Below are 21,017 nucleotides of genomic sequence, written 5' to 3' on the forward strand. Positions count from 1 at the left end.
TTATATTTACATCTTCAACTAATGAATAAGAAAAACCCACTCTTCGCAACATTGCTGTAATGAAATCCGGCAACGCGCAGCAGCATACTCAGCTTTCAGTTTCCGAAATCTTGAGAGGAGACCGCAATGCCCACCATAATGATCTGTCACGACGTCAAAGACACGAAACACTGGCTCGCTTCACCCATCCGCAAACAGGTATTGGAACCCGTTGGCGTCACGAACATTCGCACGTTTACAGACCCTCAAACGTCCAACCGCGTCGGCTTGGTCATGGACGTTGCAGACATGGAAAAGTTGATGGCCTTCATGCAGACCAAGGCAGCGGCCGATGCGATGGCGAGTGACGGCGTCTTGCCCGAGACCATGACCTTCCTCGTGCAATCGTAACCACATCTCGACGAGACTTGGAAATGCAACGCGGGAGGATGATATGACGACATTATTCGTGCGGCACGAAGTCTCCGACTACGCCGCTTGGCGCAAAATATATGATGCCTTTTCGCCAGTGCAAAAGGCCAATGGGGTGACAGCGCAAGCCGTTTATCGAGCCGTCGACAATCCGAATGATATTACCGTGACCCACGAGTTTGCCACGCTGGAAGCGGCTCAGTCGTTCAGCAAGCTGGACGAGCTGAAGACGGCGATGCGCACGGGAGGCGTACTCGGCGCGCCGACGGTGTGGTTTACCAACAAAACATGAAATAGGGCCAAACGGCCTCCGCCGCTGCAAGCGGAGGCCAGGTTGCTGTCGCGCTCGGCACATGACATGGAAGCCGAGTAGTGTGCCCCTGCGCCAATTGCCGACCTTGGTGGCAGTTGCAGGCGAACTGCGCAAATTTGTCCGAGTTCTATTGTCCGTTCCTGATCTCGCGCAGCAGATCCAGGCCGCGCTGGTATCTTTCCATTTTCTCGCCGGCCTGTTCGGCCTGCCGGAGATTGTCTTCGAGGTCGGCCCGTTTGACGGGCAAGGCCAGCGGGTTTGATGCCGCACGTCTGACGAAGTCGTCATCCGGCTCGTCCGGCCGCCGTGTCAGAGCATTCACCGCCGAGATGATCGCCGGCGGAAAGCCTTCTTCCCTCAGCCTGTCGAGCGTCCAGGCGCTTCCCTTCTCGACGACGTCATGAAGGTAAGCGACCGTTCGCGTCTCGTCGCCGGAAACCAGAAGGGCTACCCGCTGGCAGTGCTCGAAGTACGGCCGGCCGGTTTTGTCCGCCTTACCTTCATGGGCCGTAAGAGCGATCTGGATGGCATGGTCGAGATGCTGCATGGCGATTATGGCCCTTTGGTTTTTCTAATCTTCCGCGGGTAAGGCTTTTCGCCCGTCGTCATCTCGATGTCAGGGGCGGGAGCCACGGCGGCCTGGACAGGCCTCGCCCGCCGCCGATCGAGATCGCCACTCTCACCGGCGCCTTGAAGTAGCGCCGCATCATCCCTGTCGTCTTCATCGAGCAGATTCTGCAGCGTTTCATTCTCATCGTCGCCCGACAGTTCGTCGCAGGCTTGAAGCCAATGGCGCTGGTCGGCGCCATCCGGGCGGCCCTCGGCCTCCCAGATTTCGTAGGCGCGCTGGCGTATCTGCTCGTGCTTGTCTATCGCCATGATCTCCTCCAAGCGCACTGGGATGAGCCCTCCGAAGAGCGGCCCGGCCGCCTATCAGGGCGTGTTGATGGTTGGAAGAAAATCCTCCACCTGTTTGCGTTGATCCTCTGGAAGCGTCTCCACCCGTTCCTTCCAGAACCGCTCGGCCTTGGGTGGATCCTCATCCCATTGGCGAACATCGGTGATGTTGTCGTCGATCATGGACCGGCGGTGGCCGCCGAGGCTGAGATATTCTTTCGCAAGCTTCAGGCTCGGGGTTTCCGTGTCGCTATCGCGATCTGATGCCGAACTCGCGTTGCGCCGGGCATTTTCCAATGCTCTCTTGCGATCGGTCTCGGCTCGCTCCGTATCGGCGGAACGCGCGTCATCTGTTCCGCTCTCGGGCGGCACGCTGGATTTGAAAGTCGTCATGGATCACCTTTCGATGTTGTGATCCAATAACCTTCGCAAGCAGTGAGAGTTCCGCATGGGTGGCGATTGATTTGAGCGGGCGATCGAGGCGGAGCCACACAGCCTGCGCTCAATGGACGGCCATACTCACCATCCGATAGGGGTGCACGGCTTCGAATTGCGAGATCATCGCCGTTGCCTGCTGCAATACGAGCTCGGCATTTTCCGGATCGTCACGGGCGAGCTCATCGGCGTTGCCGCGGATCGCTTCGGCCATGTTGTTGGAGAGTGCGGCAAAGTGCGTGTTGCCTTCGACAAAAGCCTCACGCGCCGTGTCCTCCAGCGTACGAGCGATATCGACGAGGATTTCCTCGCGTTCCTCGATACTGAGGTCTTTAATTAAATTGGCCTTCTCTTCCATGTCACTCACTCCAAAAAGACGTGGGACGATGACCGAGCTCATCAAGCCTCGGTCACCAAAAAGCTGGGAACGCCGAAATCCGAATTCAAGCCTCAATGCAACTCGAACTCGCTTCGACACAGCGCCATCCGCCTTACCATTCGAACGCAGGAGCCGATTTTCTGTTCCCTGCAGGGCGTTGGCACTCATTGGCAGGGAGTGCCAATTTTTCTTCCGTCGCCTCTTGAATTGCAAACCCGTCGAACCAAATCATTCTCGCAAGGCTCGCGCGCGAGCCCTGCGTACCCGCCCGGATTGGTCATCCGGTCCGGCTAGGGACACCGTCATCACTGTTTGTCGATGGAGGAAGACATGTCGTTCCGACCGCTTCATGACCGCATTCTCGTCCGCCGGGTCGATTCAGAGGAAAAGACCAAGGGCGGCATCATCATTCCCGACACCGCCAAGGAAAAGCCGCAGGAAGGCGAGGTCATCGCCGTCGGCCCCGGCGCACGCAACGAGGCCGGCCAGATCCAGGCGCTCGACGTCACGCCCGGCGATCGCATCCTGTTCGGCAAATGGTCCGGCACCGAGATCAAGATCAATGGCGAAGACCTGCTGATCATGAAGGAAAGCGACGTGATGGGCATTATCGAAACCCAGGGCGAAAAGAAGCAGGCCGCCTGAGATTCCTGCGGACATCAGTCGACGCTGGAGCGCTTCAGCTTTTCATGGAAACGCAAAACCGCTCCAACCTCTTATTTCTGACGCAGTTCCGAACGGAAAACCGCGTTGCACTTTTCCTGGAACTGCTCTGGCTGCCTATGAAGGAGTGAGGACATGGCTGCTAAAGAAATCAAATTCAGCACCGAAGCCCGCGAGAAGATGCTGCGTGGCGTCGACATTTTGGCCAACGCGGTGAAGGCGACCCTCGGCCCGAAAGGCCGCAACGTCGTTATCGAAAGATCTTTCGGCGCCCCGCGCATCACCAAGGACGGCGTTTCGGTCGCCAAGGAAATCGAACTCGAAGACAAGTTCGAAAACATGGGCGCCCAGATGGTCCGCGAAGTTGCTTCGAAGACCAGCGACGTCGCCGGCGACGGCACCACGACGGCAACGGTGCTGGCCCAGGCGATCGTCAAGGAGGGCGCCAAGGCGGTCACGTCGGGCATGAACCCGATGGACCTGAAACGCGGCATCGATCTTGCGGTCGCCGCCATCGTCGCGGAACTGAAGGCCAACGCCCGCAAGATCTCCAACAATTCCGAAATCGCCCAGGTCGGCACAATCTCCGCCAATGGCGATGCCGAAATCGGCCGCTTTTTAGCGGAAGCCATGGAAAAGGTCGGCAATGATGGCGTCATCACTGTCGAAGAAGCCAAGACCGCAGAAACCGAACTCGAAGTCGTCGAAGGCATGCAGTTCGATCGCGGCTATCTCAGCCCCTACTTCGTCACCAATGCCGACAAGATGCGGGTCGAGTTCGAAGAACCTTATATCCTCATCCACGAGAAGAAGCTCTCGAACCTGCAGTCGATGCTGCCGGTTCTCGAAGCCGTCGTCCAATCCAGCAAGCCACTGCTTATCATCGCTGAAGACGTCGAAGGCGAAGCCCTCGCGACGCTCGTCGTCAACAAGCTGCGTGGCGGCCTCAAGATCGCTGCCGTCAAGGCGCCCGGCTTCGGCGACCGCCGCAAGGCCATGCTCGAAGACATCGCCATCCTGACCGCCGGCACCGTCATCTCCGAAGATCTCGGCATCAAGCTCGAATCCGTCACGCTCGATATGCTCGGCCGTGCGAAGAAGGTGTCGATCGAGAAGGAAAACACCACGATCGTCGACGGTTCGGGCGCCAAGACCGACATCGAAGGCCGTGTTGCCCAGATCAAGGCGCAGATCGAAGAAACCACTTCGGACTACGACCGCGAGAAGCTGCAGGAGCGCCTTGCCAAGCTGGCCGGCGGCGTTGCCGTCATCCGTGTCGGCGGCTCGACGGAAGTCGAAGTGAAGGAAAAGAAGGACCGCGTCGACGACGCGCTTCATGCAACCCGCGCGGCGGTTGAGGAAGGCATTCTGCCGGGCGGCGGCGTGGCGCTGCTGCGCGCCGTCAAGGCGCTCGACAATATCAAGACCGCCAATGGCGACCAGCGCGTCGGTGTCGACATCGTTCGCCGCGCGGTCGAGGCGCCGGCTCGCCAGATTGCCGAAAACGCCGGCGCGGAAGGCTCGGTCATCGTCGGCAAGCTGCGTGAGAAGAGCGAGTTTTCCTACGGCTGGAACGCTCAGACTGGCGAATATGGCGACCTCTATGCACAGGGAGTCATCGATCCGGCCAAAGTGGTTCGCACCGCGCTGCAGGATGCGGCCTCCATCGCCGGTCTTCTCGTCACGACGGAAGCCATGATCGCCGAGAAACCCAAGAAGGACGCGCCGCCGCCAATGCCCGCCGGCCCCGGCATGGACTTCTAAGGCGTTTGCCGGCCCGCCGGCCTCGCTGGGCGGGCCTTATCTGAGGGAATAGAGATGGTTCAAACGATCAGAAACCGATCGCAGGTACCGCTGGACTCCCGCGATCTTGAAATCTGCCAGCGGGTCTTCGACAAGATCAGATCCGAATACCAGGTGGAAAAGGACAGCGACGAAGCCGAACGAACGGCGAGCATCATCATCGAGCTTTACCGGCAGGGCGTGCGCGACCCCAATCACCTGCAGTCGATGGTCGAGGCGGCCCGCGGCCTCTTCGAAACGACCGAGCGCCCGCCTACTGCTCCGGGAATTTGACCATGGTGCCGCCGCCGGTTGCCTGGTCCGTCGGGAAGACTTCAATTCGGGCGACGTCGACGAAGACGGGAAGCTCGATGGCGTTGGAGATGATCGAGGCGATGTGAGAAGGCTGGATCGGACGGTAGCCGTCATATAGCAGTGACCGCGCCTGGTTACCTGCTATTGCAGTTCGATAAAGCTCCGTCTGGACGCGGCCCGGCACCACCTCCGTCACACGCACCGAGGTCCCGAGCAGGTCGCAGCGCAAATTGTCGCAAAACAGGCTGAGCCCGGCCTTCGAGGGGCCGTAGGCGGCCATGTTCGGATAGGGCGCCTGACCGCCGCTCGAACCGATATAGATCAGGTGGCCGCGCTTTCGCTCGACCATAGCAGGCAGGAATGCGCGGGTCAGATGCATCGGCGCCTTGAGATTGATGTCGATCATGGCATCGATCTCGGACGGTTCGATCTCGTTGAATGTCGCCCGTGTCGAGAGAATGCCGGCATTGTTGATCAGGATATCGACGTCTGTTCCGTGAAGCTGCCTGACGATTTCCGCGGTATCGCGTACATCGGCACGGACCGGCTTCGCCCCGCTTTCCCGCGCGAGTTCCTCAAGAGCCTCGGCGTTTCGGCCAACGGCATAGACCGTCAGCCCCATCTCGCGCAGCTTGCTGACGGTGGCGCGACCGATGCCGCTCGTCGCACCGGTGACCACGGCGACCCGATAGGGCAGCGGCTCAGACATAGATATAGCCTCCGCTGACGACGACGTTTTCGCCGGTGGCATAGGTGTTGCGGCTCGATGCCATCATGACGATCCACTCCGCCATTTCGACCGGCTCGGCCGCGCGGCCAAGCGCGCTGGCCTTGGCCAGTTCCGGAAGGAATCCCAGCTCCTTGGCGCGATCCGTGGCGAAGCCGGCAGGAGCGACGGAATTGACAAGGATCTGGTCCTTGGCGCATTCCTGGGCAAAGGATTTCGTCAGGCTGACGACAGCCGCCTTGGTTGCGGCATAATGCGCATTCTGGGGATGGGCCTTGAAAGCATCGACCGAGGTCACGTTGACGATCCGCCCGGTAACCGCAGGCGCGTTCACGTGCTGGCGCATATGAAGAACGGCGGCCACCATCATATGATAGGTACCCTTCACGTTGATCGCATTTTCGAGGTCCCATTCCTCGTCGGTGATCTCGAGGATAGGGCGTCTCGGATAGATGGCAGCGCTGTTGACGAGCACGTGGATCCGACCGAGCTTGCCGGCGATCTCGTTAAACCCGCGATGAGCCGTTTCCGCCCGGGAAATGTCAGCAACCGCGGTTGCGACCTCGGCGCCGAGCGCGGCAAGCGCCTCGGCCGAAGAGGCAAGCAACTGCTCATTACGATCGATGAGCCCGATCCTGGTCGCCCCATGCGAGATCATCAGTTTGGCCGTCGTCAATCCGAGCCCGGAAGCGCCGCCGACGATGATTGCGGTCTGGTTCTTCAAAGTTCCACCTCAGTGTTTTGCGTTGCACCGCTGGCATTGTATGTTATCACTTATATGCCAACTTCGATAAAGCTCAAGTGCATTCTGAAGGTCTCGACATGATTCCACGCCTCCGGCCGAACGGTTCAATCCCCCTTCCCGCTGCGGGATTCTTCCAGCGGCTCATCGAGGCGGGGTTCGGTGGCGACATCGAAAGCGGCGCGGCGAGCCGGACCGTTTTTTCGACCGACAATTCCATTTATCAGGTCGAGCCGGCCGGTATCCTTTTCCCCAGAGGCGTCGAAGACCTGCAGATTACGGCGGCCGTGCTGTCGGAGCCGGCTTTTCTGGGGATCACCGTCGCGCCGCGCGGCGGCGGAACCGGCACGAACGGTCAATCCCTCACCTCAGGCATCGTCGTCGACTGTTCGCGACATATGAATTCCATTCTCGAAATCGACCCGATCAGGAGAATTGCTCGGGTCCAGGCGGGCGTGGTCAAGGATCAGCTGAACCAAGCGTTGAAGCCCTACGGCCTGTTTTTTGCGCCTGAACTCTCCACCTCCAATCGCGCTACCATCGGCGGCATGGTCTCCACCGATGCCTGCGGCCAGGGTTCATGCCTCTACGGCAAGACCAGCAACCATGTGCTGGGATTGCGCATCGTGCTCGCGGATGGAACCGACTGGTGGTCGCGCCCGCTCGATGAAGCGGCGCTCGAAGAGATCGTCGCGCGTGAGGACAGCGTCGGTGAGATCCACAGGACGGTCGACCGAATCGCGCGTGAAAAACGCGACCGGATCGCCGAGATTTTTCCGAAACTCAATCGCTATATGACCGGTTACGATCTCGCTCACATCCGGCGCAGCGACGGACGCTTTGACCTCAATGCCATTCTCTGCGGCTCGGAGGGAACGCTGGCGATGATCGCCGAAGCGGAACTTAACCTTCTACCGATTCCAGCCCATGCGGCGCTGATCAACATTCGTTACGGGGACTTCAACACGGCATTGGAGGATGCCCGCACGCTTGTCGTGCTGAATGTCGCCTCGGTGGAAACGGTCGATGAGAAAGTTCTAGGCCTCGCCAGGGGCGACATCGTCTGGACGGGCATTGCCCGCTTTTTTCCCGACGATGCAGGCCGAACCACGAACGGCATCAATATTGCGGAAGTGCTCGCCGACGATGAAGCCGAACTCGAACGCAAACTGGCCGAGGTGACCGCCGCGCTTGCCACGGGCGCAGATGCCCGTCACCTGGGTTATGCGATTGCGCGGGATCATGCCGATGTCGAGGCGATCTGGTCGATGCGCAAACGGGCGGTCGGCCTGCTCGGCAATGTGGACGGACCGGTCAGGCCTGTCGCCTTCGTCGAGGACACCGCCGTGCCGCCGGAAAACCTTGCGGCCTATATCCGCGAGTTCCGCGCATTGCTTGATGGCGCGGGCCTTTCCTACGGCATGTTCGGCCATGTCGATGCCGGCGTCCTGCACGTGCGGCCTGCCCTCGATCTCACTCGCAATGACCATGTCCGGCTGGTCCGGGAGGTCAGCGACGCCGTCGTGGCGCTGACGCGCAGATATGGCGGCGTGCTCTGGGGGGAGCACGGCAAGGGGGTGCGTTCCGAATATGTGCCGGAATTCTTCGGCGATCTCTATCCCAGCCTGCAGGAGATCAAACGGGCTTTCGATCCGGAAAACCGTCTCAACCCGGGCAAGATCGCAACCCCTTCCGGCCAAGCGCTGCTGAAGATCGACGACGTTCCGCTGCGGGGAGACGTCGACCGCATCATCGGTAACGAGATCCGCGCAGCCTTCGACAACGCCGCCTATTGCAACGGCAACGGCGCCTGTTTCGATTTCGACGAAACGAGCCCGATGTGCCCCTCCTACAAGGCGACACGCGACCGGCGTTTTTCGCCCAAAGGCCGCGCCGCTCTGATGCGGGAATGGCTGAGGCTGCTTGCCGAGAAAGGCATCGATCCTCGCCAGGAGGCAAAACGCCTGCGGCAGAGCGTTCCGCTCGCGAGCTTCGTTCGGCGCGCCTTCAATTCGCTGAACCCTCAAAATCGCGACGACTTTTCCCACGAGGTCCGCGCTTCGATGGACACCTGCCTGGCGTGCAAGGCCTGCGCGGGGCAATGTCCCGTGAAAGTCAGCGTCCCGGCCTTCCGCTCCAAATTCCTAGAACTTTATTACGGGCGCTACCTCCGTCCGCTGAAGGATCCGCTGGTCGCAGCCATCGAGACCACCCTGCCCCTAGTTCACCGGATACGACCTGCCTACAACCTGGTCGTCGGCACGCGAGCCGGCAGGATGATGATGCGCGTCGCCGGCTTGACGTCCCTGCCTCGCCTGCCGCGGATCTCTCTGGCGAAGGAAGCCGCCCGCCTTGGCGTGCCGCTGGCGACCCCTCGGCGGATCGAGGCCTTGTCGCCGCGTGAGAGGGAGCGGAGCGTCATCTTCGTCGCCGATGCGTTTACGGCCTATTTCGATCCTGAGGTCGCCCTCGCCGCGATCGGGCTTGCGCGAAAAATGGGGCTTTCGCCCTTCCTCGCCGCGTCCCACGTCAACGGCAAAGCCCTGCACGTTCATGGCTATCTCGGACGTTTCGAGGCTGCGGCCGGGCGGACCGCGAGCTATCTCCAACAGCTGGATGAAGCGGGTGTGGCGCTGGTCGGGCTCGATCCGTCGATGACGCTCGCCTTTCGCAGCGAATACAAAGGGAGGCTGCAGGCAACCATTCTCCTTCCGCAGGAATGGCTGATCGCCAAGCTCGACAGGCTCGCCGCTTCCCCCTCCGCCAGCAAAGGCAGGAGCTTCCGGTTGATGGCCCATTGCACCGAACGCACCAATGCGCCCGCCTCCATCGCACAATGGAAAAGCGTATTCGGAAGCCTCGGCATCGACCTTCAGGCAGCAGAAACGGGGTGCTGCGGAATGGCCGGCACCTTTGGCCACGAGGCCCGCAATCGGCCGATCTCCGAGCGCCTCTATGCGATGAGTTGGAAGCGGGAGATCGATGCCGCCGGCGACACCGACAGTCTCATGGCCACCGGATATTCATGCCGCTCGCAGGTGAAGGAAATCGACAACAAGCGCATCCCGCATCCCTTTCAGGTGATCGATAAGATAATGTCTGAAAAGGCCGACGTTCCGCAATCAGACGTGGCATGATATGTGATATGTGCTAAATTTTATCGTGAAAATCGGAGCAAACCAGTGTCAATCATCACGCAACGAGGCAATCTTGCGGAAATCGTCGTTGCGAAGCTGATGGAACGGATCGACTCCGGCCTTTATGCTCCCGGCGAGAAAATTCCGTCAAGCGCCCAGCTGTGCGAAGAGTTCGGCGTGTCCCGAACCGTCATTCGCGAGGCGCTCACCTCTCTTAAGGTGGGCGGAAGGGTCACGACGCGACAGGGTGCCGGCGTCTATGTGAGCGACAAGGACGCAAAGACCCTCAATTTCGAAATCAGCCGCATCGAGGATATTCGTTCCGCGATGCAGATCCTGGAATTGCGGCTCGGCGTCGAGATCCAATCCGTCGCCCTTGCCGCGTCGAGGCGCACGCCGGAGGCGCTGGCTGAAATTGCCCGCGCCTACGACAACCTCGAAAACCTGGTGACTGAGGATGCCGAGGTCGAGGCACGCGCCGATTTCGAATTCCATCTCGCGATCGCCCGCGCCACCCGCAATCCCCACTTCCCGAGTTTTCTGGAAGCGGTGATAGAGAGCATCAATTTCGACCTCGTGCTCAAGCATCGCCAATCGGCGCGCGGCTACAGCACCTACCTGAAGAAAATCAACAAGGAACATGCCGCTATCCTGGCCGCCATCACCCAGGGTGATGCCAAGGCTGCGAAGGCCGCGCTGATCGTCCATCTGGAGGAAAGCCTCCATCGTTACCGCACGATGCTCAATGAGCCGACGAGTAGCGAAACCGAGGATTAAGTCAGGGGGAAGGAAAGGATGATCCGCCTGCTGCGACACATCCTGCGCTCCTATCTCGCCCTTTTCCACGCCCCTCAAGCGGCTTCACTTTCCGCTGGTCTGCTGAGGCGCCGCCCGGCTTTTTGAGGCGGCGCCTTTTGCTGCGATCACTTTCCCTGGGCGATCGCCTGGTCGCGAATTTGCGTCAGGCTCATTTTCGGTGTCAGCGCTTCCGGGTCGATCCGGATTTCGATGAGACCCGGCTTGCCGGATAACTCGCAGCGTTCGAAGGCGCCGGCGAAATCCTCGGTCTTTTCCACCGTCTCACCGTGGAGGCCATAAGATCGCGCCAGCGAGGCAAAATCCGGATTCGTCAGGCGGGTGCCGGAGACGCGGCCGGGATACTCACGCTCCTGATGCATGCGGATCGTGCCATACATGCCGTTGTTGATGACGAGAAAGATGACGCGAGCGTCATACTGCATGGCGGTTGCGAGTTCCTGACCGTTCATCAGGAAACATCCGTCGCCGGCGAAGGCAACGACCGTGCGCGCGGGATCGGTGATCTTGGCAGCGATCGCCGCCGGCACGCCGTAGCCCATGGAACCGTTCGTCGGTCCGAGCTGGGTGCGAAAGGTGCGATACTGATAGAAGCGATGCGCCCAGGCGGAATAATTGCCGGCGCCGGTGGTCAGGATGGCATCCGGTTTGAGATGTCCGCGCAGCCATTCCATGATATCGCCCATCTGCACCGGACCCGGCACCTTGGGATGATCGAGGTTTTCGAGGTAGTCGGCATGGGCCGTCCTGGTCCAATCCTTCCATACCGGGGCAGCTAATGGCTTCAGCTTTGCCGCCTGCGACAGGAAACCAGCGACGCTGGCATTGATCGGCAATCGCGCGTGATAGACGCGCCCCAGTTCCTCCGCGCCCGGATGGATGTGAACGAGCAAATGCTTCGGAACCGGAATGTCGATCAGCGTATAGGCGCCTGTCGTCATCTCCCCAAGGCGGGCGCCGATGGAGATCAGCAGGTCGCAATCCTTCACATGACGGATCAGCTTCGGCCCTGCCGCAAGGCCGAGGTCGCCGGCATAGTTTTCGTGCGTATTGTCGAACAGGTCCTGGCAGCGGAAAGAAGCGGCGACGGGCAGGCCGAAGGCTTCCGAAAATACCTTCAGGTTGGCAACGGCCTGCTGCGTCCAGCCGCCGCCGCCGACGACGACCATCGGGCGCTTCGCCTCGGAGAGAAGGCCGAGCAATTCCTCGAATTGCTGCGGGCCGGCAAAGCCCTCGACCCGCTTGTAGGGCGGGGTGTCGGCGACATCGACCATATCGGTCAGCATGTCTTCGGGAAGGGCGACGACCACCGGCCCGGGCCGGCCGTTGACCGCTCGGTGGAATGCCTGGCTGATGAGCTCGGGAATGCGGGCGGCATCCTCGATCTCGACGACCCACTTCGCCATCTGGCCGAACATGCGGCGATAATCGATCTCCTGGAACGCTTCGCGCTCCATCTGATCGCGCGCCACCTGCCCGATGAACAGGATCATCGGTGTCGAATCCTGGAAGGCCGTATGCACGCCCACGGACGCGTTCGTCGCGCCCGGCCCGCGGGTCACGAAGCAGATGCCGGGTTTGCCGGTCATCTTGCCGTAGGCTTCCGCCATGTAGGCAGCGCCGCCTTCCTGCCGACAGACGATGAATTCGATGGCGTCTTCCACGTCGTGAAGGGCGTCGAGGGCAGCAAGATAGCTTTCGCCCGGCACGCCGAACACGCGCTCGACACCATGGATGCGCAAGGCATCGACGAGCACCTGGCCGCCGCTGCGCTTCAATGTTTCGTTTTTCATCGGGGAGCCCCTCTGCTGTTCGTTAAATGACGGCGTCTTCGAGGAAGGGGCGCTGTGCTACTACCCGCTCGTAGCCGAATGGCGAAAGATCAAGGGTCTTGAAGCCGCCATAGGTAATCAGTTCCGAGAGACCCCGTCCCATCGCCGGCGACTGCTGGAGACCGTGCCCCGAGAAGCCGTTTGCGAACAGGAAATTGCCGACCTCGGTATGCGGTCCGAGGACGACATTGTGATCGAGGGTGCAATAGTCATAGTGGCCGGCCCAGGAGTTGACGACCTTGATTGCCTCGAATGCCGGAACCCGGTTCGCCATGATCGGCCAGATTTCCTCATCGAATTCGTCGTGCATGACATCGAAATCGTTGGGGTCTACCTCAGGGTCATGTTTGGGATAGGTGCCCATCAGGTAGAACTTGCCCTCGGGCCGGAAGAAGACGCCGGTAGGATCGATCGTCAGGCCCACTTTTCCTTCCAGAGGCGTGCGGCAATCGACGACGAACAGCGAGCGTCGGCGCGGCTCCACGGGAACGTCGAGCCCGGCCATCCCAGCGATTTTCTTGCCGTTGGTTCCTGATGTATTGACCATCGTGCCGCAGGCGATCGTCTGGCCGCTCTTCGTCGACACGGAAACGATGCGGTCTCCCTCTCTATTGACGGCAAAAACTTCGTCTTCGATGTATTCGACGCCGAGCGCGCGCGCTTTCTTGCGAAAGCCCTGCAGCAGACCGACGCTGTCGAACCAGCCCTCGCCCCGCTCGCCGGTGCTGCCGAGTGTCAGTCCTTCGAGGTTCAGCCAGGGAAACCGCCGGCCGAGACCATCAGGATCGAGCAGCGTGACTTCCGCGCCGCACGAGATCTGGGTTTCGTGATTGCGCCTGAGAACCTGATCGCCGCGTTCGTCCTCGGCGAGGAACAGATAACCGGCCTCATGAAAGCCGATCTCCGCCGTGTCGTCATCAACGGCGACATTTTCCTTGAAGTTGCGGATGAACTCCGTCCCGAACTGCGAGACTTTGACATTGATCGCATTCGAGAACTGATGACGGATAGAGCTGGAAGACAGCGCCGTCGCCGAACGCTGATAGGTCCAGTCCTTCTCGATCACCAGGACCGATCCGTTGAAGTCGGGATTGGTCGCCAGAAAATATGCCGTCGAACTGCCGACCACTGCTCCACCGACGATCACCACGTCATAGGATGACTTGGAAGCTTGCATCAGGGCGTCTCACTTTTCTCGTCTTCATAGTGGCCGGCGGCGGCAAAGCTGCCGCCCTGGAAGCGCACCGCCGGATCGTTGGGATCGCCCTGTTTCGTCTTGCCGAAGACCTTGTCCGCGTAGTCGTCGGCGCTGTCTTCCGGCTTGTATCCAAGCGATGCCGCCGTGCGGTTGTCCCAAAACGCCCGGCTGTTGTTGGACATGCCATAGGCGACCATGAAGCCGACGCGTTCGGCCGACAGGCTCTTTTCGACGAGTTGGCGGCAATCGCGATAGGAAAGCCAGGTGATGAGGTGGCGCCGGTCCGTCGGCGCAGGGAAGGACGAGCCGATGCGCAGGCTCACTGTCTCGATCCCGAACTTGTCGAAATAGTAACGGCCGAGGTTTTCGACAAAGGTCTTCGACACGCCGTAGAGACTGTCGGGGCGGGTCGGAACGTCGCCGTCGATCGTCTCGGTGCGCTCGTAAAAACCGATGGCGTGAACGGAGCTGGCATAGACGATGCGCTTGACGCCATGCTGCCTGGCCGCCTCATAGATGTTGTAGCTGCCGACGATGTTGGCGTTGAGGATGGTGTTCCAGGGGGCTTCCAGCCCCTGACCGCCCATATGAATGATGGCGTCGCAACCCTCCACGGCTTTCGAAACGGCGTCGAAGTCGGAAAGGTCCGCCGGAACATCTTCCTCGTGTGGCTTGACGTTCTCGCAGGGCCTGCGTGCAGACAGCCTGACGATCTTGCCAAGCCTTGTTCCTGACTTGCGCAGCTGGGTTCCCAGAGCGCCGGCCGCGCCAGTCAGAAGCGTACGCTGATAATCAGTCATCGAATTTTCCCTTTAGCGAAGTTTGGCCAGTGCATCGGCGGTGCGCTCGATGGCAATGGCAAGATTGTCACGCGATGTCGCGAAGGAAAGGCGAATATAGGGTTCGACACCGAAAGCGGCGCCGGGAACGGTTGCGACCTTGCCTTCCCTGAGGAGATAGGAGGCCAGTTCCGTATCGTTGGAAATCCTGGCGCCGTCGGGCGCCGTCTTGCCGATATAGTGGGCGCATTTCGGAAAGAGGTAGAAGGCCCCTTCAGGAGCTCGCACATCGAGATCGGGTATCGCGCTGAAGCCCCTTGCGACCAGTTCGCCGCGCGCCTTGTATTCGGCAACCGCCGTCCTGACGAAGTCCTGGGGACCGTTGAGCGCTGCGGCGGCCGCAAACTGGGTGATGGAGGACGGGCAGGTCGTGCTCTGGGACTGAAGCTTGTTCAAGGCCCGGGTCAGTTCCCGCGGACCGGCCGCATAGCCGAGGCGCCATCCTGTCATGGCATAGGCCTTGGATACGCCGTTGATGATGAGCGTGCGGTCCTTCAGCTCCGGGCACGCGACGACGAACGACGTGAAGGGCACGTCGCCGCAGACGATATGTTCGTAGATCTCATCCGACATGATCGCCACGTGGGGGTGGCGCGCCAGCACCGCGCCAAGCGCTTTCAGTTCGTCCGCCGTATAGATCGCCCCCGTCGGGTTCGAGGGAGAATTGAACAGGAACCAACGCGTCTTCGGCGTGATGGCTGCTTCCAGCCGCTCGGCTGTGATCTTGAAGGCGTCCTCGACACCGCAAGACACGGTTTTGGGAATGCCGCCATGCAGGATGACGATGTCGGTATAGGAGACCCAGTAAGGCGCCGGCACGACCACTTCGTCGCCGGGCTCCAGCGTGGCCAGAAATGCATTGAAGAGTATCTGCTTGGCGCCGTTGCCGATGGAGATCTCATCCATGGCGTAGTCGAGGCCGTTCTCACGTTTGAACTTGGCGACGATCGCTTCGCGCAGCTCCACCAGGCCGTCCGGCGCAGTATAGCGGGTAAGCCCCTTGCGCATGGCCTCGATCGCCGCCTGAACGATATGATCCGGCGTCTCGAAATCAGGCTCGCCGAGCGAAAGGTCGACGACATGCTCTCCTTTGGCCCGCATCGCCTTGGCGGCGACCGATACCGCCATGGACGGTGAGGACTTGATCGTCGCAACGCGTGTACTTTCGAATGCAATCATATTCATGCCTCGCCTCCCTTGGTCCGGCTCCTGCCGTAGGCTTCAGCCTGTTCTTCTGTGATGTATCCATGTTTCAGATCGTGCTCGATCGCGTCAGCCGGGCGGTGTGCCGGATCGCCGTAACCGCCGCCGCCCGGAAGCGACAGAACCAGGCGCCGGCCTTCCGGCACGAATTGCAGCCCCTTGCCCTTGAGAACCGTACCGTCGTCGAGCGCAACTGCGCCGGCCGTGCCGCTCAGTCCGCCTTCGCGGCCACGCGCGGGGTGGCCAAGCCTGTCGAACATGGCGGAGAAGCGGAAGCTGAAGCCCTCGGCCGCTTCGATCTCGATCATCTGGCCGAGACCGCCGCGCTGCGCGCCGGCCCCTCCGGACCCCTCGCGCAATTCCTTGCGCCAGATGATGACGGGACCGACATTCTCCGTCGCCTCGATCGGCATCGTGTGCACGCCGCTCGGAAAGGCAGTGGCGTTCAAGCCGTCGAGAGTGGCGCGGGCGCCGGTGCCGCCGGAATTGAACATCAGGATTTCCGCGCCCTTGCCGCCGATCTGATCGGAGACGGGGCGCACGCTCATATGCAGGTTCCAGAGCGCGCTCGCACCCTCAGCCGGGACCTGGCCTGGAAGCGCCTGATGCAGCGCGCCCAGCACGAGATCCGGGACGAAATGGCCGAGAACGTGGCGGACGGCGACCGGCGCCGGCCGTTTGGCATTGAGGATGCAGCCTTCCGGCGCCACCACCTCGAAGGGCTCAAGCGAGGCCGCATTGTTTGGAATTTCCGGCGCCACGACGCATTTGATGCCGTAGCAGGCATAGGCCTTGGCATAGACGAGCGGCACATTGATGCCGAACTTGCTCATGCCTGAGGTGCCGTCGAAATCGACCACGACGCCATCGGGGCCGATGCTCAGCTTGGCGGCGAGATGCACCGGCTCGTCATAGCCGTCGAGGTCGAGGCTATAGTTCCAGGAGCCATGCGGAAGGTTTTTCAGCCGCTCCAGCGTTGCCTCGCGGCTATGCTTGAGGATGAAGCCGCCGATCGTTGAAAGATCAGGGAGATTGAATTCCGTCAGCATGTCGACCAGCCGGCGCTGGCCCGTTTCGTTGCAGGCGGCAAGCGCATAGAAGTCACCGACAACCTTGTCGTTTTCGCGAACATTGTTTCGGACGATATGGATCAGCGTGCGGTTCAGCTCGCCGCGCTCGAAGAACTTCATGATCGGAATGAAGATGCCCTCTTCATAGACTTCGCGGGCATCCGGGCCGAAACCGCGACCGCCGACATCGACGACATGCGCGGTCGAGGCGAAATAACCGACCAGCTTGCCGTGATGGAAGGAGGGCGTGACGACGGTGATGTCGTGCAGGTGGCCCGTCCCCTTCCACGGGTCATTGGTGATGTAGACGTCGCCTTCGAAGATATTGTCCGGCCCGATGTCGCGAATGAAATGCGCGACGGATTCCGCCATGGCGTTGACGTGGCCGGGCGTGCCGGTGACCGCCTGCGCCAGCATGCGGCCTTCCAGGTCGAAGACGCCGGCCGACAGATCGCCCGCCTCGCGCACCGAGGTGGAGAAGGCCGTGCGGATCAGGGTCTGCGCCTGCTCCTCGACGACGGAGATCAGCCGGTTCCACATGACCTGCATATGGATATCGATCATGGATTGGTTCATGTGACTATCCTCAGATCCGGGTTGCGAGAAGGCTGCCGTCGCGCTGAACGATGGCCTTGAAGAAAGAGGTGAGAACGGCTGAGGTCTCACGCTCGACGATGACCGCAGGACCCTTGATCACGTCGCCGGGCTTCAAACCGGTACGCTCGTGAATGCCGGCTTCGAGATAGGCGCCTTGCGAAGCCTCGAACAGGCGGCGGGTCTTGCCCGGCTGCACGACATTGCCTTCGGCGATGGAGGCGATGCGCTCGACCGGCGGCAGCGGCGAACTCGCCTTGACCGACCAACTGACGATCTCGATGTCGAGACCCTCGATGGCGCGACCGAAGAAGCGCTCATATTCCCTCTCGAACAAGGCCGCGATCGTCTCAGCACTCGCGGCATCGAAATTGTCGTCGGCAAGCGGGACCGGAATATCCCAGCCCTGCCCGGCATAGCGCATGAAGAGCGTGCGCTCGACCACCGGGGAGCCGGCGTCGAGCCCACCTTCCACAAAGCCGAGTGCTTCGGCCTTCATCGCTACCAGGAGCCGGTTAGCCTCTGCATATTCGAAATTCGACAGGTTGAAGACGGCGCTGCGGACGGATTCGTAGCCGAAGGGCGCCTTGAGGAAACCGATCGCCGAACCGACGCCGGCGCCTGGCGGAACGAGGAAGGTCGAGATACCCATCTTTTCGCAGAGGCGTGCGGCATGCAGCGGCCCTGCGCCGCCGAAGGTGATCATGGTGAAATCGGAAATGTTCTTGCCGTTCTCGACGGTGTGAACGCGGCCGGCATTGGCCATGTTCTCGTCAACCATTTCGCAGGCGCCGTAAGCGGAAGCTTCCGGATCGAGACCGATGACCGAGCCGATATCGTCGCTCATCGCCTGGTGGCTCGCCTCGACGGAAAGCGGGATTGCGCCACCGGCGAAATTGGCAGGATCGAGCTTGCCGAGGATCAGGTCCGCATCGGTCACGGTGGGGTTCTTGCCGCCGCGCTGATAACAGGCCGGGCCGGGCTCCGAGGCCGCCGAATGCGGCCCTACGCGGATCTGACGCATTGCGTCGACCGAAGCGATCGAACCACCGCCCGCGCCGATTTCGACCATCTCGACAACAGGGATGGAAATCGGCATGCCTGATCCCTTGCGGAATCGATAGGTGCGCGCGACCTCGAAAGTCTTGGCCGTCTTCGGCACCTGGTTTTCGATCAGGCAGATCTTGGCGGTGGTGCCGCCCATGTCGAAGGAAAGAACCGTGTCGAGACCATATTGACGGGCGATGTCGGCCGCGAAGATCGCGCCGCCCGCCGGACCGGATTCGACCAGGCGGACCGGAAACTCGGAGGCGCTCTCGACCGAGACGATCCCGCCGCCGGAATGGATCATGAAGACCGGGCAGCCGACGCCGATCTCCTTCAGCGACACGACGAGACGGTCGAGATAGGATTTGATCGCCGGCTTGACATAGGCATTGGCGCAGACCGTGTTGAAGCGCTCGAATTCGCGCATCTGCGGAGAAACCTCCGACGAGATCGAAACGGAGAGGCCAGGAAGGCGCTTCAGGATCGCGTCGCGGACGGCGATCTCGTGGGCGCCATTGGCATAGGCATGGATGAAACCGATCGCGACACTTTCATAGCCGCCTGCCGCGACCTTCTCGACGACGGCTGCGACCGAAGCATCATCCAGATCAAGCAGAACCTTGCCCGTCGCATCGATACGCTCACGCACGACGAAGCGGTCGGCGCGCGCGATGAGAGCCGGCGGCAGGGAAATATTGAGATCATATTGTTCGAAACGGTTCTCAGTGCGCATCTCGAGCACATCGCGAAAACCTTCCGTCGTCACGAAGGCGGTCTTGGCGCCGCGCCGCTCGATGAGTGCGTTGGTGGCAAGCGTCGTGCCATGGATGAGGATGCCGATCTCTGAAAGAGCGATGCCCGCCATGTCGGCAACGGTCTTCACACCCTTGAGGATCGCCCGCTCCGGCGCCGTATAGTCCGTCAGGATCTTCGTCGAGTGAAGCGCCCCATCGAGGTCGAGAGCGATATCCGTAAAGGTGCCGCCGATATCGACGCCCACCCGGCAGTTTCGTGGCGTGCTGCTCACCGTCTTGTTCCCCGCTTTCTTAACCTTCGAGACCGCGCTGCGCGGCCATGCATCCCGCCATTCTTCACTGTTGCAAACGACACTGCAACATTTCCGCTTGACGGTCTTCGTATATGTCACTTATCATATAAGTGTCAATTAAGAAAAGGCCCGAAAATCTCGAAACTCGCCCTTCTCGGCGTTTTCAACGAGAACGAATTACACAGCAAAAATAATAGCTTCGCCGAACGACGAAGCATGAACGCGGACTTGAACCGCGTCGAGAACGACTAAAAATCGAATGGCTTCAACCAGAGGGAAAAACACATGAAATCCATCTCGACACTTCTTAGCGCCACCGCCGTCGCCTCCGTCCTGCTGTTTTCCAACGCATTGGCGGCCGACACGATCAAGATCGGCGTCGCCGGCCCCTATACCGGCGCCAATGCGACCTTCGGCGAGCAGGTGTTCAGCGGCGTGTCCGCCTACGTCACCGACGTCAATGCGTCGGGCGGCATCAATGGCAAGAAGATTGAACTGGTGAAGGGGGACGACGCCTGCGAACCGAAGCAAGCCGTTTCCGTCGCCAATCGTTTCGTCGACCAGGACAAGGTCCAGGCCGTGATCGGACATTTCTGCTCGTCCAACACGATTCCCGCTTCCGAAATCTACAATGATGCCGGCATACTCGAAATGACGCCATCCTCGACCAATCCGACCGTCACCGATCGCGGTTTCGACAATCTGTTCCGTGGCTGCGGCCGTGACGACCAGCAGGCCGTCGTTGCCGGCAGCTTCATTCTGGATACGCTGAAGCGGGACAAGATCGCCCTCATCCACGACAAGGACACCTATGGCCAGGGCTTGGTGGACGCCGTCAAGAAGACGATCGAAGCGCGCGGAATCAAGCCTGTGATGTACGAGGGCCTGACCCGCGGCGAACGCGACTTCAACGCGCTCGTCACCAAGATCAAGAGCTCCGGCGCCAACGCCGTTTACTTCGGCGGCCTCATCCCCGAAGGCGGTCCGCTGATCCGCCAGCTGAAGGAGCAGGGTGTCGACGTGGTCGTCGTCAGCGGCGACGCCTTCGCCCAGACGGAACTCATCGCGGCAGCCGGCGGCGCGCAAAACCTGAAGAACGTCTATTATTCGGCAACGCCCGATCCGCTGGCCGATCCCTCGACGCAGGGCGTCCAGAACTCGCTGAAGAAAGCCAACATCACGCCGGCCAACTACGTGCTCTATGGCTATGCCAATGCGCAGGCCGTCATTGCCGCGCTGAAGGCCGGCGACGAGTTGAAGGCCCAGGCCGACTATCTTCGCAACAACACCGTCGATTCCGCCATCGGCAAGATCACCTGGGACGCCAAGGGCGACATCAAGGACTTCAAGTTCGTCTTCTACAACTTCGACGACAAGGGAACCCCTGTCTTGGTGAAGTAAGGCATTTTGCCCGAGCCGGCCGGACCTGAAGCTTGTCACGGAAAACTGTGCAGCGGTTTTGCGGTAACGACATGCGGAAAACTAAGGACCTAAAGCGCGACCAGAGACTCTGAAAGATCGCGACGCGCTTTAGGTTCGGCCGGCTTATCCATCCCCGAAAACCATAAG

20 protein-coding genes are annotated in these 21,017 nt (G+C 60.8%); 8 read left to right on the forward strand and 12 right to left on the reverse strand.

Annotated elements, in window-relative coordinates:
• The first annotated feature begins 126 nt into the window (after nucleotides 1-126).
• Together G9X67_RS31660 and G9X67_RS31665 are read left to right on the forward strand one after the other, a co-directional pair.
• Nucleotides 127-390 carry a hypothetical protein gene (locus tag G9X67_RS31660; protein ID WP_138388722.1) on the forward strand — a complete coding sequence of 88 codons (264 nt, stop codon included), beginning with the start codon at nucleotides 127-129 and terminating at the stop codon, nucleotides 388-390.
• A gap of 43 nt (nucleotides 391-433) precedes the next feature.
• A complete protein-coding gene (locus G9X67_RS31665; protein WP_138388721.1) occupies nucleotides 434-703 on the forward strand; it encodes a cyclase in 270 nt (89 codons plus the stop codon).
• A 148-nt stretch (nucleotides 704-851) separates the two neighbouring features.
• On the opposite strand, the gene G9X67_RS31670 is transcribed toward G9X67_RS31665, so the two are convergent.
• The 4 genes from G9X67_RS31670 to G9X67_RS31685 all read right to left on the reverse strand — a co-directional run bounded on the left by G9X67_RS31670 (nucleotide 852) and on the right by G9X67_RS31685 (nucleotide 2,414).
• On the reverse strand, nucleotides 852-1,271 hold the full coding sequence (locus G9X67_RS31670; protein WP_171600506.1) for an HD domain-containing protein: 420 nt from the start codon (nucleotides 1,269-1,271) through the stop codon (nucleotides 852-854).
• Between the two features lie 5 nt (nucleotides 1,272-1,276).
• Nucleotides 1,277-1,603: a DUF2934 domain-containing protein gene (locus G9X67_RS31675; protein ID WP_171600507.1), complete on the reverse strand. Its 327-nt coding sequence runs from the start codon at nucleotides 1,601-1,603 to the stop codon at nucleotides 1,277-1,279.
• 54 nt (nucleotides 1,604-1,657) lie between these two features.
• Nucleotides 1,658-2,014, reverse strand: a complete 357-nt coding sequence (locus G9X67_RS31680) for a hypothetical protein (protein ID WP_171600508.1) — start codon at nucleotides 2,012-2,014, stop codon at nucleotides 1,658-1,660.
• A 109-nt stretch (nucleotides 2,015-2,123) separates the two neighbouring features.
• A complete protein-coding gene (locus G9X67_RS31685; protein WP_171600587.1) occupies nucleotides 2,124-2,414 on the reverse strand; it encodes a hypothetical protein in 291 nt (96 codons plus the stop codon).
• A 351-nt stretch (nucleotides 2,415-2,765) separates the two neighbouring features.
• On the opposite strand from G9X67_RS31685, the gene G9X67_RS31690 reads away from it, so the two are divergent.
• The 3 genes from G9X67_RS31690 to G9X67_RS31700 all read left to right on the forward strand — a co-directional run bounded on the left by G9X67_RS31690 (nucleotide 2,766) and on the right by G9X67_RS31700 (nucleotide 5,174).
• On the forward strand, nucleotides 2,766-3,080 hold the full coding sequence (locus G9X67_RS31690) for a co-chaperone GroES (RefSeq protein WP_171600509.1): 315 nt from the start codon (nucleotides 2,766-2,768) through the stop codon (nucleotides 3,078-3,080).
• Nucleotides 3,081-3,233: 153 nt separating this feature from the next.
• Nucleotides 3,234-4,862, forward strand: a complete 1,629-nt coding sequence (gene groL, locus G9X67_RS31695) for a chaperonin GroEL (protein ID WP_171600510.1) — start codon at nucleotides 3,234-3,236, stop codon at nucleotides 4,860-4,862.
• A 54-nt stretch (nucleotides 4,863-4,916) separates the two neighbouring features.
• The gene (locus G9X67_RS31700) at nucleotides 4,917-5,174 is read left to right on the forward strand and encodes a hypothetical protein (protein WP_138388714.1); all 258 of its coding nucleotides are present in this window, start codon (nucleotides 4,917-4,919) and stop codon (nucleotides 5,172-5,174) included.
• Here G9X67_RS31700 and G9X67_RS31705 read toward each other — a convergent pair.
• Both G9X67_RS31705 and G9X67_RS31710 read right to left on the reverse strand, forming a co-directional pair.
• Nucleotides 5,155-5,904: an SDR family oxidoreductase gene (locus tag G9X67_RS31705; RefSeq protein WP_171600511.1), complete on the reverse strand. Its 750-nt coding sequence runs from the start codon at nucleotides 5,902-5,904 to the stop codon at nucleotides 5,155-5,157. The genes G9X67_RS31700 and G9X67_RS31705 overlap by 20 nt on opposite strands.
• Entirely contained in the window at nucleotides 5,897-6,646 is a 750-nt protein-coding gene (locus G9X67_RS31710; RefSeq protein WP_171600512.1) for an SDR family oxidoreductase, read from the reverse strand. Before G9X67_RS31710 ends, G9X67_RS31705 begins: the two co-directional genes overlap by 8 nt.
• A gap of 98 nt (nucleotides 6,647-6,744) precedes the next feature.
• Between G9X67_RS31710 and G9X67_RS31715 the strand changes: the two genes are divergently transcribed.
• Together G9X67_RS31715 and G9X67_RS31720 are read left to right on the forward strand one after the other, a co-directional pair.
• Nucleotides 6,745-9,801, forward strand: a complete 3,057-nt coding sequence (locus G9X67_RS31715; protein WP_171600513.1) for an FAD-binding and (Fe-S)-binding domain-containing protein — start codon at nucleotides 6,745-6,747, stop codon at nucleotides 9,799-9,801.
• Nucleotides 9,802-9,846: 45 nt separating this feature from the next.
• Nucleotides 9,847-10,578, forward strand: coding sequence for a FadR/GntR family transcriptional regulator (locus G9X67_RS31720; RefSeq protein WP_138388710.1), 732 nt, complete (start codon nucleotides 9,847-9,849; stop codon nucleotides 10,576-10,578).
• A gap of 146 nt (nucleotides 10,579-10,724) precedes the next feature.
• Here the strand turns inward: G9X67_RS31720 and G9X67_RS31725 are convergent, their stop codons facing one another.
• Genes G9X67_RS31725 through G9X67_RS31750 form a run of 6 tightly spaced genes read right to left on the reverse strand, consistent with a single transcriptional unit; the run spans nucleotide 10,725 to nucleotide 19,427 of the window.
• On the reverse strand, nucleotides 10,725-12,410 hold the full coding sequence (locus G9X67_RS31725) for a thiamine pyrophosphate-binding protein (protein WP_138388709.1): 1,686 nt from the start codon (nucleotides 12,408-12,410) through the stop codon (nucleotides 10,725-10,727).
• A gap of 22 nt (nucleotides 12,411-12,432) precedes the next feature.
• Nucleotides 12,433-13,626 (reverse strand): FAD-binding oxidoreductase, encoded by a 1,194-nt coding sequence (locus tag G9X67_RS31730; protein ID WP_171600514.1) that lies wholly within the window; start codon nucleotides 13,624-13,626, stop codon nucleotides 12,433-12,435.
• Nucleotides 13,626-14,447 carry an NAD(P)-dependent oxidoreductase gene (locus G9X67_RS31735; RefSeq protein ID WP_171600515.1) on the reverse strand — a complete coding sequence of 274 codons (822 nt, stop codon included), beginning with the start codon at nucleotides 14,445-14,447 and terminating at the stop codon, nucleotides 13,626-13,628. The genes G9X67_RS31730 and G9X67_RS31735 overlap by 1 nt, the downstream gene beginning before the upstream one ends.
• 12 nt (nucleotides 14,448-14,459) lie before the next feature.
• A complete protein-coding gene (locus tag G9X67_RS31740) occupies nucleotides 14,460-15,671 on the reverse strand; it encodes a pyridoxal phosphate-dependent aminotransferase (protein ID WP_171600516.1) in 1,212 nt (403 codons plus the stop codon).
• On the reverse strand, nucleotides 15,668-17,335 hold the full coding sequence (locus G9X67_RS31745; protein ID WP_171600517.1) for a hydantoinase B/oxoprolinase family protein: 1,668 nt from the start codon (nucleotides 17,333-17,335) through the stop codon (nucleotides 15,668-15,670). Before G9X67_RS31745 ends, G9X67_RS31740 begins: the two co-directional genes overlap by 4 nt.
• Before the next feature lie 10 nt (nucleotides 17,336-17,345).
• Complete coding sequence (locus G9X67_RS31750) at nucleotides 17,346-19,427, reverse strand: hydantoinase/oxoprolinase family protein (RefSeq protein WP_171600518.1); 2,082 nt, start codon at nucleotides 19,425-19,427, stop codon at nucleotides 17,346-17,348.
• A gap of 306 nt (nucleotides 19,428-19,733) precedes the next feature.
• Here G9X67_RS31750 and G9X67_RS31755 point away from each other — a divergent pair, with 306 nt between their 5' ends.
• Nucleotides 19,734-20,849 (forward strand): ABC transporter substrate-binding protein, encoded by a 1,116-nt coding sequence (locus G9X67_RS31755; protein ID WP_138388704.1) that lies wholly within the window; start codon nucleotides 19,734-19,736, stop codon nucleotides 20,847-20,849.
• Nucleotides 20,850-21,017: the final 168 nt, after the last annotated feature.

This window comes from Rhizobium sp. WYCCWR 11152 (genome assembly GCF_013087615.1).
GTDB lineage: Bacteria > Pseudomonadota > Alphaproteobacteria > Rhizobiales > Rhizobiaceae > Rhizobium > Rhizobium indicum.